The sequence below is a fragment of the Gramella sp. MAR_2010_147 genome (assembly GCF_900105135.1).
Taxonomy (GTDB): Bacteria; Bacteroidota; Bacteroidia; order Flavobacteriales; family Flavobacteriaceae; genus Christiangramia.
Map to the genome: position 1 here is coordinate 1,765,927 of NZ_LT629741.1, position 15,515 is coordinate 1,781,441.

General features: G+C 38.1%; 11 protein-coding genes. All 11 read right to left on the bottom strand.

Translation table 11 applies throughout. The features are described from left to right. Position 1: 1 nt before the first annotated feature. A complete protein-coding gene (locus BLT95_RS07995) occupies positions 2-646 on the bottom strand; it encodes a hypothetical protein (protein ID WP_089665580.1) in 645 nt (214 codons plus the stop codon). A gap of 83 nt (positions 647-729) precedes the next feature. Then, positions 730-1,092 carry a cytochrome C oxidase subunit IV family protein gene (locus BLT95_RS08000; RefSeq protein ID WP_089665581.1) on the bottom strand — a complete coding sequence of 121 codons (363 nt, stop codon included), beginning with the start codon at positions 1,090-1,092 and terminating at the stop codon, positions 730-732. Between the two features lie 17 nt (positions 1,093-1,109). Continuing rightward, positions 1,110-2,090 (bottom strand): cytochrome c oxidase subunit 3, encoded by a 981-nt coding sequence (locus BLT95_RS08005; protein WP_089665582.1) that lies wholly within the window; start codon positions 2,088-2,090, stop codon positions 1,110-1,112. Positions 2,091-2,135: 45 nt separating this feature from the next. Further along, positions 2,136-2,717, bottom strand: a complete 582-nt coding sequence (locus tag BLT95_RS08010; RefSeq protein ID WP_089665583.1) for a cytochrome c oxidase subunit 3 — start codon at positions 2,715-2,717, stop codon at positions 2,136-2,138. Next, positions 2,708-3,610, bottom strand: coding sequence for a heme o synthase (cyoE, locus tag BLT95_RS08015; protein ID WP_089665584.1), 903 nt, complete (start codon positions 3,608-3,610; stop codon positions 2,708-2,710). Before cyoE ends, BLT95_RS08010 begins: the two co-directional genes overlap by 10 nt. An 89-nt stretch (positions 3,611-3,699) precedes the next feature. Further along, the gene (locus BLT95_RS08020; protein ID WP_089665585.1) at positions 3,700-5,817 is read right to left on the bottom strand and encodes a gliding motility protein RemB; all 2,118 of its coding nucleotides are present in this window, start codon (positions 5,815-5,817) and stop codon (positions 3,700-3,702) included. 124 nt (positions 5,818-5,941) lie between these two features. Next, entirely contained in the window at positions 5,942-6,664 is a 723-nt protein-coding gene (locus BLT95_RS08025; RefSeq protein ID WP_089665586.1) for an energy transducer TonB, read from the bottom strand. 110 nt (positions 6,665-6,774) lie between these two features. Beyond that, entirely contained in the window at positions 6,775-7,494 is a 720-nt protein-coding gene (locus tag BLT95_RS08030; RefSeq protein WP_089665587.1) for an energy transducer TonB, read from the bottom strand. Between the two features lie 32 nt (positions 7,495-7,526). Further along, positions 7,527-7,925 carry a VanZ family protein gene (locus tag BLT95_RS08035; protein WP_231896345.1) on the bottom strand — a complete coding sequence of 133 codons (399 nt, stop codon included), beginning with the start codon at positions 7,923-7,925 and terminating at the stop codon, positions 7,527-7,529. Further along, on the bottom strand, positions 7,915-8,295 hold the full coding sequence (gene gcvH, locus BLT95_RS08040; RefSeq protein ID WP_089665588.1) for a glycine cleavage system protein GcvH: 381 nt from the start codon (positions 8,293-8,295) through the stop codon (positions 7,915-7,917). Before gcvH ends, BLT95_RS08035 begins: the two co-directional genes overlap by 11 nt. Positions 8,296-8,358: 63 nt before the next feature. Next, positions 8,359-15,513: a cell surface protein SprA gene (gene sprA / locus BLT95_RS08045; protein ID WP_089665589.1), complete on the bottom strand. Its 7,155-nt coding sequence runs from the start codon at positions 15,511-15,513 to the stop codon at positions 8,359-8,361. Positions 15,514-15,515: the final 2 nt, after the last annotated feature.

Genomic DNA, 15,515 nt, shown 5'->3' on the forward strand with positions numbered 1-15,515 from the left:
ATCAATTATTACTTTCAGGATTATTACGCTTTAAGGCAAGACGGTATTCAGCCAAAATTACCTTCATATCATCATTCATCTTATTGTTCAACTCAGCCACATCTCTGGAGTCGTAACCATATATCTGCCCGTGATCCTTATCATCATCCCTTCCTCGAAGACTGGATTTTTTATCTATAATGAATACATACGGTGAGTAACTGTGAGCATCTAATTGATGAGGCGTCTCAAAACTTTCAAAAACTTCTGAAATTTCTTCAGGAGCAGCATAGACTATTTTCCATTTAGAAGATTCTGTGATCTTCTTAAAACTTTGTACGAAATCTGTTGTTTCCTGCCTTGCTTCCATAGGCAAAACAAGAACGAATTGAAAATCATCAAAATCGTAATACTTTTCAAGGATCTTCTTATCCAGATTGAAGGTATTCCCTTTTATATTTTCAAGATCTGAGCCAAAGAATGCAACCACGCTAATATGATCTTCAAAACTAATCTCTTCATCAGAGTCTGTATCAAAAGAATTGATATCCTTAACATTGTCAGTTAATACGGGAAGTTTAGCAAAGTTATTCTTTCCAGAAGCAAAAAATAAGTATGCAGTGATGGGAAGGGCAAATAAAATACCGAGTACCAGAAACTTTTTCATGATGAAAATCCAGTTTTACACAGGGCTACAAAAATAAAAAGACGGTTTCATAAAACCGCCTTTTCAAATACTTTTAACTTTTGTTAGAAATCCCAGGCTACATGTCCAGATTTGTAAACGTCGTAGATGTAACCACCCTCAGTAAGAAGGATAAAGATCAAATATGCTATAAGGAATATCGCTGTCCAAACGATTGATCTTCGCAATCCTTTCGTTTCGTGTTCCAGGTGCATGAATGCCCATGCAATATAATAAGCTTTATAAATGGTAAGGATTATAAAGATCCAGTTAAGCAACCTCATCCCTAATAAATAGGTGTCAGTTAAAAATTCTGGTTTTATAATTCCCAGGATAACTTCTACAATAGTTACTACTGAAAGAATTGCAAAAACGATCCAAATTCTTTTGGTTGCCGATTCGTGATGTTGTGCAGTATCGTGAGCCATAATTAATTATTTCTAAATTAAACCAGGTAAAAGAAAGTGAATACAAATACCCATACAAGATCTACAAAGTGCCAGTAAAGTCCAACTTTCTCAACCATCTCGTAACTTCCTCTTCTTTCATACGTTCCTATGATGACGTTAAAAAAGATAATGATGTTAATAACAACTCCAGAAAGTACGTGGAAACCGTGAAAACCTGTAATAAAGAAGAAAAAGTCTGCAAATAAAGGAACTCCATATTCGTTTTGAACAAGATTTGCTCCTTCTACCGTTCCAATGGCATCATTATTCATTTTCATTAGTGATTCTTCTCTGGAAAGAACAGTTTTCTGTCCTTTTTCAGTAAGCATTTGAGTTCTTATAAGCAGGTCTTCATTTTGAATAAAACCAGCTTTAACTTCTTCAAGGCTATACGTTGGAAGCTCTTCACCAGAATCAAACCAGATTCCGCTACTACTTTCATGTGCTACTCTATCACCAGAAATTGGCACTGCGATTTCAGATAGTCCTACCCGCTCGCCCTCACCATCAACGAATTGCAATACATTTCCTCCTTTTGTAGTTACTGCGCCATATTCACCATTGATAAAGTTTTTCCATTCCCAGGCTTGAGAACCTACGAAAATAGCTCCTCCAATAATGGTAAGAAACATATAAATTGTCACTTTTCCTTTCTTCATATGATGCCCGGCATCTACCGCCAGCACCATCGTTACAGAAGAAAAAATAAGTATAAACGTCATCAAAGCCACATAGTACATAGGGGCATCTACTCCATGTAAAAACGGAAAGTGAGTAAAGACCTCATCGGCAATTGGCCATGAATCGATAAATTTAAATCTTGAAAAACCGTAAGCGGCAAGGAATCCTGAAAATGTTAAAGCATCAGAAAGGATGAAGAACCACATCATCATCTTTCCGTAACTTGCTTTTAGTGGATCATTACCACCACCCCAGGTTTTACCTTCTGTGCCTGTTCTAACGACAGTAGCCTCCATAGAAGTTGTTTAATGTTAAAGGATGCGCAAAAATACGCAATTTTATTATCTAAAGAAATATAAAAAGAAAATCAAGTAAAGCCACAGTACATCTACAAAATGCCAGAAAGTTGCACCAAGCTCAAATCCAAGCATTTGCCCTGCCTTATAACGTTGTTTAAAATGGTTATAAATTAACACTAAAAGCACTATGATTCCTATCGCCAGGTGTGCAAGGTGCACTAAAACCAGCACATAAATAAAAGATGTGGTAATACTACTTTCACTCCCTGTAAAGTAATAACCAGAATTTACAATTTCAGAAAAACTATAAAACTGAAATACCACAAAGAGTATTGCAAGAATTAAAGTTCCTATTAAGAGGGCACTCGCATTACGACGGTTACCAGCTTTGATCATCTTCTTACTGAGCATCAAACAAATGCTGCTTCCAATAATTACCAGCGTACTCCAAAGAAAGGAAATTGGCAGTTCAAAATCTGTAAGCCAGTCCGGCCTGTTTTTACTTACCACATACGCACTCGTTAAACCCGCAAAGGTCATTACCATACTTACAATACCAAACCAAAGCATCATTTTCTTTGCCCGGCCATATTTTTGTTCTTCAGATCCTTGAGTTAAATCCATTGTCTAATAAATTTATCCAGTACATATACTATTTGCAAAAGTGTAATGTAAGAAACACTTGCAAACATTAATTTTTTCGCAGCTTCTGCTGTCTTCTTCTTAAATAAGTTGATCGCGTAATAAAGCATTCCTAAGCCCAGCAGGAATATAATAATACCTGAAACTGGAGTAAGGAATAGCTTACCAGTAACTCCGAAGACCGGAATTAAAGATACCATGATAGTCCAGCAGGTGTATAGAATGATTTGAATTGCCGTACCACGATCACGCTTTCCGGTAGGCAGCATAAAGAAACCTCCCTTTTTATAATCGTCAAACAACCACCAGCCAATTGCCCAGAAATGCGGGAATTGCCAGAAAAATTGTATCATGAACAAAGTTCCTGGTTCTATACTAAAATTTCCTGTTGCGGCAACCCATCCCAGCATAAACGGTATAGCTCCGGGAAAAGCCCCCACAAAAACCGATAAAGGTGTTTTTGTTTTTAAAGGTGTATATACACTTACATATAAAAAGATGCTTATAGCCCCAAACATTGCTGTTTTAGGATTAATAACATAAAGCACTATCAAACCTAAAATGGTAAAAGCACTGGCAATGGCAAAAGCAACAGGAACAGACATTCTACCTGCTGGCAGTGGCCTGTTCTTCGTTCGATCCATCAATGCATCCAGATTCCTTTCAATAATCTGGTTGTATGCGTTGGAAGCGCCTACCATTAAATACCCCCCTATAGCCAGTAATGTCACTACCACGAAATCTATATTATCTGCTCCCAGAAAATAACCGGCAACCGATGAAAAGACTACACTTATAGCCAATCTCATTTTGGTTATTTCCTTGAAATCTGATAAGATGGAAGCGCTGGGATTATGTACGCGAGTATTGCTCAAAAAAAGCTTTTTTTTAACTGGCGCAAAGATACTCCTTAATTAGGTTTTAGCAAGGATGGCAATGTGTTAATTTTCAGTAGTAAAAATGGCTAATAATCAAAGTACCAGTTAAAAATATCGGTTCTTAATCCGAAATTTATCCAGGTGGTAGAATTTTCGAAATTAGCTGGAGTATTTGCCTGTGGATTAAAATCACGATAAATAAAGCTGGCAAATAACTTCAAATTGGTAGTAGGATTTACAATATACCCAGCCTCCAATTCAGAGTAAAATGAATTGGTGGTATTTCCCTGGCCTATTTCAACACCGGTATCAAATGGACGATCTTCTTCGTTCCTGTAAATATCCTGTCCAAAATAATCTCCTGTTTCAGAAAAATCAAAACCTCTTTCCCCATAGATCAATTTAGCTGAACCAAACAAGCGATCCTTTCTATACCTGGCAATCCCAATGATCTCCCTGAAATTAGCTCCCCAGAGATGTGCCATAGACTGATTATTATGCCCGTAATTCAAAGTAATGGAATTATGTGAATACGTATAAGGTCGCACCTGGTTATACTCTGCCTGCAAATAAAGATCCTTTACATCGAATGCATTAAAGTATTTGAACCCAGCCTGAAAACCAAGCTTATTCTTCCAGCTACCCTCTCCTCCAAAAACATCTACGGAAGAAAACTCATCGATCAACCATTGACCATAAGCGTACATTTGATTTGAGATCTTATACTTTCCGGTTAAACCGATAATCGCATTTCCTCCGTCAGCTCCGGTTGCAAATTCAATAGCACGATAAAATATTACCGGGTTCAGGTAGTTAAGATCAAAACCACGATCATTATCATTCTCCCACATTACCGATTCAAAAAAACCAAGGTTTAAACGCTTAGTGATATTTAGACTCAGGTAATGATTGGCGATATATTTTGTCCTGAAAGATCCGCTATTAGTCACTGCAGGCCTTACATCCCGTAGAGACATCCAGGTATTGGTATATTTAATTTTCCAGAACTTGGTATTCAATTTCAAGTAGGGATATGGAGAAGGATTATCACTTAGCAACAGCGACCTGTACCCATCACCAATAAAGTTATTCCCATGTCCAAATTGGATGTTAATGAATTCTGATGGCGTAAAAGAAAGATAACCCTCAGCTACAGGATAATCATAACCATCATTCATAAATGTTTTAGCTATCCCCCTTCCAGGAATGATTGCAGGGTCACCTCCCGCCGGCCTTATAGATTCAGCAAAATTATTATAATACTGCGCAAATCTTCCCTGGCTCTCATATATTACCGAATAGAAATTGAATTTCTCACCCAATCCTCCCTGGATGATAAATTCCCGGGTATTATTGTAAGTAAAATCATGTTCCGTTTGTTCAAAATCCTTTCCTATTTGAAGGTCAAAACCAGGATCTATTGTAAACCAGTAATTTTCGGTTTGATACCTAAAAAGATGTTCATTCCATAATTTTCTTCCCGCCAGCGTATTTCTATCCTGAAGCAGTTCATCTCGATTTGCTTCAAAATCGTAATAAGGATTTACTTCGCTAAACATTAAAGGTTTTGAGGCTGAATGCGTATTGGCACCAATTTCATTAAACTGCGCATCAAACCTGCTATAAAACTCATGAGATAAGGGAATATTTATCTGGCTATTATAACGCGGACTTTTAAATTCATCTGACTTTATTTTTTCATATTCAGATAAGGCATTAGGCTTAGCAGCAACCATTGTTTCACTTTCCTCTCTCAATTCAATTTCATCTTCCTGATTAACTGGCTCAACCGCCACATTTTCCTGAAGCGGAATTCTAAGCGGCATCCTGAACTGCATATGAATAGGACGACCGTTATAGGTTGCAGGCTTTATTTTAGGTAAGGCATCAAAGACGCGCTCCGTCTCTTTCTTCAATTCATCATAGGAAGCATCCAGGTAGATTAATTGAAATTCTCCCGATTCATCAACTTCAAAAATAATGGTTAACTGACCCTTATAGGATTCGGTTTGGACAATTTCAGGCACCTGAAAGTTAGTAGTTATAAATGCAATAAGAGTTCGATTAAAACAATCTGGCTGATTGGAATATGCGACATTCTCACATTCTACAAATTCAGGATACACTTCTGAAGATTGATTAACATCCTGAGCAGCGAGTTGAAAGCTTAAAATAATAAAAGGAAGAAGTAAGATATACTTCATACGCCGGGGACCTATAGTTAGTTTTTACGGGTGTAATATACATTTTTTCCAAAAGGGAATTGACATAAAAAGAAAAATCCCGGCGATTGCCGGGATTTAATATATTAGAGTAAGGATACTAAAATTAATCCTGAACTTTAAATGCAATTGGAAGTGAGTACATAACTCCTACCGGCTTACCACGTTGTTTACCCGGCTTCATTTTAGGCAGACTGTTAATTACTCTTGCAGCTTCCTGCTCTAGTCTTGGGTGTGGAGCACGTGCTCTTACCTGACCAATATTTCCTTTTTCATCAATTCTAAACTGAACAATTACACGGTTGATCCCGCTAAGCCCAAGTTCAGCTCCAAGATCTGTATCGAACTCTTTGTTCACATATCTACTGATCTTTTCACTCATACACTTCTTACGCTCATTGTTATTACCCAAATTTTCACAACCTGGGAAGATTGGCACATCTTCAATAACCGCAAAAGGAACATCTGCAACTTCCTCTTCTACAGGAGCCTCAACAACTTCTTCAACCTCAACGATTTCATCAAGATTTGTTTCAGTAGATTGAATTTCATCTTCTTCCACTTCTTCCTCATCTTCCACTACTTCAATAATTTCTGGTGCCGGTGGCGGTGGAGGTGGAGGTGGTGGGGTATTAAGCATTTCAGTAATTGGCACATCCTCTTCATCAAGGGCGTCCATATTTACCTGTCCTATATCTATATTATCAGGGTCATAAGTTTTCCACTCAATCGCCCTCCATGTTATAAATAGAACTACAATAAGACCAAGTTGTAAAAAAAATACACTGTATCTTTTCAAGTTAGCCTTTGGATTTTTCTTAGGTTCCATAATGCGTTATATTGTTAAGGGTTGCTAAAATAAAGATTTTTTCTAAAAAAATAAATTTATCTGGAATAATAAGTCATTAAAACTACAGTAAATTTATAAACCGCTCATTATCATTCCTGAACTTTAAACCGAATAGGTATTGTATATGAAACCGGAACAGGTTTACCTTGTTGACGACCGGGACTCATTTTTGGTAATTCTCCTATTACTCTTCTAGCCTCATGTTCAAGTTCGGGATGTGGAGCTCTGGTTTGAATTTGCTCTACCAGTCCATTTTTATTTACCACAAACATAACAACCACAAGATTCGTACCAGTGAGCCCCAGCTTAGCACCTAATCCCGTATCAAATTCTCTATTTACAAAATTCGAGATTTTTGAACTCATACATTTCTTGCGACCTGCATTATCAATCAAATCTTCACATCCGGGGAAAATGGGTACCTCCTCAATAAAATCAAAAGGCACTTTTATATCCTCTTCTGGTTTTTCAGGTTCTTTAATATCTTCTGGCTCTGGAATGTCTTCAAGATCAAGATCTGTTGGAATTACAGCATCCTCTTTGCGGTTTGAATCGTCTGGCACCTCTTCAATAACGTCTACGATTAGTTTTGGTGGCGGTGGAGGTGTTTTCTTCGGAATAATCATAATTGGAGGTTGTTCGTCTTCAAGAACATCCATGCTTATTTTTTCTTTCTCCTGGGGTTTTGGATCATAAGTTTTCCATTGAAAGGCCTGGAGGGTTAGAAAAAGTACGAGAATAAGTCCAATTTGCAGGAACAGGACCCATCTCCGACGAAGGTCCACTTTCGGGTTTTTCTTAGGTTTCATAAAAAGTTGAGTTAATAAAGGTTATAATTTAGCTAGGCAACTTTCTGCTTTACTTTTTTCACTGTCGGCGCCATGACGATAAAAAATAAAACAGCAAGTACTACACCAGTAGAATTTGCCAGAACATCCCACCAATCGGGTGTCCTGTAACTGGTTAGAGTTCCCTGCAAAACCTCAATTAACATACCAAATACAAAACAAGCGAGAGCCACCCACCATAAATTGGATGTATACCTCTTAAAATCAGGTTTTTGAAATACAAAATATAGCTTCCACAAGAAAGCTAAAAACAAATATGCCCCGGCATGGAGCATTTTGTCTGTAGGATCAAAACCGCCTACACTTACTTTAAAGTCCATTACAATTAAAGAAAAATAGGTAATGGCACTGGTATAAATGAGCGCGGCGAATAATAATATCTTAGCTACCAACTACTTCCTTATATTCATCTGCAGATAACAAATCTTCCAGTTCTGAAGTATCTGAAAGCTTAATTTTTATCATCCATCCTTCACCATAAGGATCTTCGTTTACTTTTTCAGGCTCGTCTTCAAGGCTATCATTAAATTCAATGATCTCTCCCGAAAGTGGCATATAAAGATCTGAAACGGTTTTTACAGCTTCAACGGTTCCAAAAACCTCTTCTTTTTCAAGAGTTTCATCAAGAGTTTCTACCTCAACATACACGATATCCCCAAGCTCTCCCTGGGCAAAATCTGTAACTCCTATAGTCGCGGTATCGCCATCAATCTTAACCCATTCGTGGTCTTTAGTGTACTTTAATTCTTGTGGAATATTCATAGTATAATTTTAATAGGATCGCAAAGTTAGTTTTTTAGCCGAATTGTTCAAATAAGGAATTCGTTAATTTCCGAAATTATATATTAAGGTAAAACCAGATCTAATTGTTGTTTGCGGGAATGCGGTAGAAACTGCATATTCAGAGAAAACATGATCGTAATAAAATCTCGCCGTTAAATTTCGGGTAAAGGCGTAATCTGTCTTGAAATTAATAGACCATATATCCTGTCCGGAAATTGTTTGGGCATTTGCCAGATCCAGGTATCTAACAATAGTACGGTTCTTTCTATAAGAAACATCTGCCCTAAAATTAAGGTCACTGCTAAGTACTCTTCTTCTCCCTCCAAGTGCGGTCGCTATTTTTAGGTCTTTAATACGATACCCTAATCCCATCGTATATTCATTCCCGCTGTATTCAGTCAAAAGGTTATTATCAAAACTAAATGCAAGGGATCTATCTTTTTCTATTTCAGCAAGGATCTGGATACTGCCTTTGGTTTCAAAATCTACACGTGCCAGAGGTGTAAATAATTCGGTTAATACCAGATTAGAAAAAAGCACCGGGTTCTTAAAATCTCCGGCCTGGTTCACTTCATTAGGATTAGCAGCATCATAATCAAGGTTTGTCTGGAATTGATTCAAAGTATAATCGGCTCTGTATCCATGATTAATTGAAAATCTTCTAAACTTATCCCGGAACCAGTCAAGCCTCATTAATCCCGTGTATTTTACATTCCAGTTAGGCATAGGAAAATCTCTGAAAGCTCCTAGTTTTATGCTACCCGCATCTTGACCTGAATATGCCGCTATAAATGCGGGAAGCAACACCGCCTGGTTACTTTTACCTATTCCGCGAGGAAAACCGTCTTCTCCCACATCGTTAGGATCCAGCCCCCTATCCTGAGCAAGTCTTCTTGCTATTTCCAGCCGATTTTCTCTAAAAGTTTCAAAATTTTCTGAACTCGTTTCAGTAGAATTACTAAAGGAGGTTCTTATAAGTATGGTTGAGATATTCAAATTACCATACGTATATGGTGTTAAAGATTGATATTCCAGCGTGTTTGGATCTACTTTATAATTTTCTGAATAATTCTCTGAATAGTTCTTTCTTCCGGTAAGCTCTATGGTGAGATCTGGCAAAAACCCAAGGCCTGCCTGATAATCTAACTGTTCGTTCTTTAAAGCCGTGTACTGCTGATTGAAATTCTGGAATAAAGTAAGCCAGCCTCTTTCTGCAGCCATGTATCTTATATCGTCCTGAAAACCAAACGTAAATCCTGCTGTAGGTCTAAAAGTGCCCATAAAACCGACACTCTCGGTATATCCCGGAAGAAAAATACCTCGCGTATTACGATAATTTAATTGTAAGGTCTTAATTCCCGTAACTATACTCACAAAAGTATTATAACCTTTATTTCCTCTGGATTCTGGTTTAGCAGCCTCTTCTTCTTTCTCCTGACCCGGCGGACCAAGACTAGGAACCCCTCTACTTCTCTCCTGAATACTCTTCCCTGCACTTCCAGATTTTTTCTCTACCAGCCCGAAGTAATTATAAAGATCCTGCATGTTTAAATTTGCATTGATCTGATGGGTATTGGAGTTTTGAACACTGTTACCAATATCAGGAATACCTTCCAGTTGCTGGTAAATTCTAGACCCTCTCTGCCATTGAAAATCTCCCGTATAAGTATAGGTTGCTTTTATAAATCGCAGAACCGGAATTTTATCAAAAGGCAACTGATAATTTACCTGCAATGATTGAAAATGCAGATTAGGTTCTCCAATATTAAAAAAATCATCCCATAAGCCTATACTGTTATCGGCAAAACCTTCTTCATCTATGTAATTTCTAATAATCCTATTATTACTAGCATTGAAAGAGAAACTTAAAGACCTGGTTAGATTATAATTTACCCCGTATTGCCAGTCAAAAAGATAGTTTCTTTGATACAAAGTTGGAATACGAATATCATCATCACTTAAATCCAGAGAACGGAATCTTTGCTCATTATACTGCCTGAAAATATTAGAACTGGCATTTATATTAGAAGGAAGGTAATTAAAATTGAAATCTCTGAAAATCGCAAAATAATCACTACTATCCAGTACTGCGATATTTTTTAGAGGCTCCACGGTTTTTTCAGGAAAGTTAAATTCATAAGTACCACCCAGTCTTACACTTTTATCTACACTTTCTTCCACCTCAAAATCACGATGATTTACCTGGTTATACGAAGATGAAAAAGCAAAATTCTCAACATCGTATGGCATAGGTGTTTTCTCTCCTACCCTCTCTTTTCGAAGCCCTATCACATTGATACTTTCTCTTTTGGTATAAGACTGTGATTGTTTTTCTACTCTGTCTCTTTCTTCGGGATCCTGAATATTCGCCAATCTAGTATCAAGCTCTACATCCAGAAACTCCTGATCGTATTTTGGGGTGATCAACTCCTCTCCTCTGCTATAGTTCACAGGTACTTTTACACCCCATTTCTTTGGAAGTAACTGTCCCATATTCACATTGGTAACAAAATCATATTGTTGCAGATCTTCCCTACTTCGTTGATTAGGTCCTTGTTCAATACTACCAAAACCAACGGTACTTCTCCTTCCTGTTGCAGATATATTGGCAAAATCTGCCAGATTACTATCCATGCTAACAACTCCAGCCCAACCACCTTCATTTTTAAGGTCTGACAGTCTTAATTCATTAAACCAAACTTCTCCACAAAGATCGGTAACACCATCTACGCTTGTTCCGTTCTTCACGCCCACCATTAATAACCTAACATTACCAAAACTAGGGTTTCCCTTCACCCCTAATCTTAATCTACCCATGTCGTAAGCAGCTTCAGCATCTACAGGTTGCAACTCATCGGTAAAGAAATTAAGATCGGTTGAATTTAGGGAAGGATCTCCCAGAACAGCCGTTTTAATTTGCTGTAGAAGATCAAGCTCAAGATTTAACCGGTTTATTTCGGGCCAAATCTCTTCCGGAGTGGTTGCTCCAAAGAGGGTTGGCGATAACGGTATCTCAATTTGATAGAAATTATCAGTAAAATCGGTTCCCATTCTAACAAATGCCACTAATTGCCCATCTTTCAACAGTCTCTGATTTAATAAGGATTCAGCATGAAGAAACATTTCAAGATTCTTATACTGCCGCATATCGATCTGGAAATTCTTATATACTGCTCTCGCATCCTGAGGCTGAAGATCGCAAGTCCTTAACGATAGTGACTGTTCATTTTGCCTGATATTAGAATTACTTTGAAACAACTCTTCACGTTGAACACCCGGAGGAAGTACATATGGAATTGGCTGCCTGTTTTCATTCTCTTCAATATTAACCGCGTTTACTTCAAAGAGCGTATTAGGGTTCTCTATTTGTGTCCTGTCTTCAAAAAGGCTCTGCGTATATCTTCTATAGTCACCTCTTACAAGATCCATGGTTCCAAATCTCATAATTGTTGGATCCTGGAAATCTGAGAGAAACATTCTAATGAATCTTATTGAACGGAAATCTGCTATTCCGCCTACGGCATTGGTTGGCTCAAAGATTGGCACCTTAAATTGAAGCCATCTCACCGGAAGTTCCTGGCCGTTCCTTAAGGTTACCGAAAGTTCTTTAACATCTGTGATATACTCATTGTTATCAATATTCATTCCCTGGAAAAAAGGAACTTTATATTCAAAATAACTATTAATGGTATTCATCGTGTTGTCACGATTTATATCTTCAGTAGTTGGCAATGTTGTATTTCCTCTATTGGTATCGGTTACCTGTGTTGGAGAGTTACCTTCAGTTCCATTGTAGTTTCTATAACGTTCAAGAATACTTCCGTTCGCACTTAAGAAATATTCATAATTATCTGCAGAGGGATCGGGAAGACCTGCGAAATCTGAAAATTTCACACCTTCCTGTGCATCCTGAAGTCCGTCGTAACCAGCATCCTGTCTGGTTCGAGCATCGCCTTCCGTATCGAAGGCATATACAAGAGAGTTATCTGCCGGTACTGCTCCAAAAGCAGTGTTTATGATATTCGCTTCTCCTTCCAGCTCAGGCAATCCATTCTCATACTGCTTTCTTCCATCTTTTAGTACATCTTCAGAAATATTACCGAGGTTAAAATTGATTGTCCCTCCCGTATTACCAGAGTTCTCCGGATAAATATAAGGGTCCATTACCCAAAACTGGATATACTCCACATTTGATTGTTCAAAATTGGTAGTATTAATAGATCTCATTATTCCACCGAAATTACCACTCGGGTTCGGTAGATTATTAGATCCTGTAGCAGCCGGGTTATAATTATAAGGTCCGCGTTCCTCAGGATTATAGGCAACGTCCATTGTATAGATCACTTGCGGTTGCCCCTGTACCACATCTGTATTCGGGAAAATTTCACTTAATGAAACTCTTCTGGCCTCATAAGTAGAAATATCAGAATCACTAATTCCATCAGGTCTTCTGTTGCTATAGAAAATAGGATCTATGGTATACCAGGCGAGTTTACCTCTTTTGTATCCTACACCCAGATCTCCATTTGACAGTTCACCTCCAAAACCAACTGGCACACTGGAAAGTTCCCAGCTTAGCGGATTATTAATATCTATAGAAGTCTGGGAGGCTTCAAAATCATCTATATACGTAGTGGCTTTCCCGTCAAAATCATTAGATGCCGGTGAGCCCGGCACCAAATAAGCAAACTCCCCCCGAACAGATACATTTGATTTCACATCTGTATCTATATTCGGTAATTTATTTACCATCCTTGTAAGAAAAGGAACTTCAGTATTATAATTTAAATTGAGGCCAAGAATGGTATTATTAATTGGCTCATAACTATAATTCGCTTTTTGCGTTAATGGACGTTCTTTCAAGTTTATAAAAGTACCACCAATAAGAAAATTCTCATTAAACTGGTGCTCGACATTAAGCCCTGTGAAACGCTTAGTTTGCTGACCAAAAAGTGCATTATTTTCAGTATTTACCTGAATTGGAATATCAGAAGCCAGCAAGGCCTCATCAAGAATTTGCACTCTACCCAGTTCATAGTTCACCACATAATCTACGCCTTCCTGAAGAATTCTACCTCCGGCAGTAACCGTAACAGATCCTGGAGGAAGATTGAAGCCAATGGGAATCCCTTCTACTTCAGCAGATTTATATCTTCCTTTTAACTGAAATTTGTTTTTATCTGCCTCTTCCTGCTCAGCCTGGGTTTTGGTGGTACGATACATTGCCCTGAAAACATATCTCTGCTGATTCTCATTCCATGTTTCTGGAATCGTATAATCTTCAGAACCACCATTCGGGGTTTCATCAAGCTTTTCAAATAAATGATTTCCAAAAGGCTCTACCGTAGTAAAGATGATATTTCCATTTACCGGATCTATCGTGATTTGCGGCACATAATCAAAAAAGCCGTCTCCCCCGTTTATAGGGTCGTTATTTGAATTTAATTGATCCAATCTAAATATCCTCAGCAACGGTGTATCAGCAACATCGGCCGGTAATGTGGTTCCCTCTACCGGTTTGATGTAGTTAAGTGGTTGTGGATCTGTATAAAGAATATTCATTCTAAAATCCTGCCGCTCTAATTGATAGGCGCCAAGACTATAGATATTCTTCATCATCAAATCCCAAATTGGCTCATTTACATTGGTAATGGTGCTTTTTAGCATTTTCACTACAAGATTCTGACTCGCCCTGGGATTCGTCCCGGTATCTGGCTCCACACCCGTATCATCATTGGTGGCATTCACCCCATCATTGGCAAATTCTCCCACCTGATATACCTCCCCGTTTATTGTATACTGAAATGCAACCCCTAAAACTTCATCGTTACTTAAACGCTGATTAAGAGAAATATAACCTAACTGCGTATTTAAAGTATATTCAGAAGGTTTTAACTGTCTTGCGTTTTCCAGTTTAGCATAATCTGTCCCTTCAGAAACTGTAACCGGTCCAAAACCTCTATCTACCGTTGCGATATCGCGAATGGCAGGAGTTAGAACAGATTCTCCGGCACCTGTGATCCCAAAAGGATTGAAATCGTTCACCGTATTATCTGGAAATGCACCCGCAGGCTGATTAAAAAAACCACCCGGAGGGGTGTCCAGACCTATATTCCCAGGCACATTGGTTTCACCAAGATCCTGAATTGCCACAATATTTCGGGTATCTTGAATATTCTGGATATTATTGGTTCTATTGGTCACCCAAACCTGGATCCTTTTTATTTGAATATTAGTATTTATAAAAGGATAATTCCGTAATGCTTCGTCATAAGTATCACGAAAATAATGCGCTAAAAAAAAGTGCCTGTCCTGGTCATAATCCAGTGCAAATTTCTCAAAATCTTCTACAGTAGCTCCACCTTCTACATTCACAGTTCTTCTTTCAGACTTCTGTTCAGAAAAAACTCCTGTAATTCTTGTTTTCCCAAACTGCAGTTCGGTTTTGAAACCGAAAAGACTTTGTGCGCCCTGAATTAATGCATTGTTCAGAGGCATATTCACGTTACCTACTTCAATTTTTTGAACAATATCGTCCTCATTTGGAGTATATTCCAGCTTTAACTGGTTTTGAAAATCGAAGGTTGACTCTGTATCGTAATTAGCGGTCACTTGAAGCCGCTCTCCAATCTGGCCCAGCATACTCAAACTAATGCGCTGATCGAAATCAAAAGAAAGGTTTCGTTGATTTCTAGGTGAAAAAGCAGGATTATCTTGTTTTGTATACAGAAGCCCAAGGTCTAATTCTACTGAACCCTGAGGAACAATATTAATCTCAGAACCTCCAAATATCGTCTCGAAAAAATTATTATTTACATAAAAATCTGGTAAAAGATCTTTTTGAATATCTTCTGAACCTTCCTTTCTACCGGTTAGCGCATCATTCTTTAGTTTGAAATAATTACGCATTTCTTCCTGCATCACAAGATCTTCATATTCCTGTGGAGTTAGAACCAATGGCAAACCAAGATTGATCTGGCCTAGATTTTCTTTATAAAAATAACGGTTAAGAATAGGGTCATACTCGTATTTAGACTCCATACTTTCAGGATCAGGAAGGCTTATTTGGCCCAGGACGTAACCAGTGCTTGTGGTATCCTGTGGCGTCTCCTGAGCTACAGCATCCACTGCATAGAACAGTAAGATCAGGAAAGTTAGGCGTACCGGTACAGACAATTTCGGGTAATTGTTCCTCAATT

Bases quoted from the DNA above. Each gene is read 5' to 3' on its own strand.
- BLT95_RS07995 (WP_089665580.1), bottom strand. From the start codon at position 646: ATGAAAAAGTTTCTGGTACTCGGTATTTTATTTGCCCTTCCCATCACT.
- BLT95_RS08000 (WP_089665581.1), bottom strand. From the start codon at position 1,092: ATGGCTCACGATACTGCACAACATCACGAATCGGCAACCAAAAGAATT.
- BLT95_RS08005 (WP_089665582.1), bottom strand. From the start codon at position 2,090: ATGGAGGCTACTGTCGTTAGAACAGGCACAGAAGGTAAAACCTGGGGT.
- BLT95_RS08010 (WP_089665583.1), bottom strand. From the start codon at position 2,717: ATGGATTTAACTCAAGGATCTGAAGAACAAAAATATGGCCGGGCAAAG.
- BLT95_RS08020 (WP_089665585.1), bottom strand. From the start codon at position 5,817: ATGAAGTATATCTTACTTCTTCCTTTTATTATTTTAAGCTTTCAACTC.
- BLT95_RS08025 (WP_089665586.1), bottom strand. From the start codon at position 6,664: ATGGAACCTAAGAAAAATCCAAAGGCTAACTTGAAAAGATACAGTGTA.
- BLT95_RS08030 (WP_089665587.1), bottom strand. From the start codon at position 7,494: ATGAAACCTAAGAAAAACCCGAAAGTGGACCTTCGTCGGAGATGGGTC.
- gcvH (WP_089665588.1), bottom strand. From the start codon at position 8,295: ATGAATATTCCACAAGAATTAAAGTACACTAAAGACCACGAATGGGTT.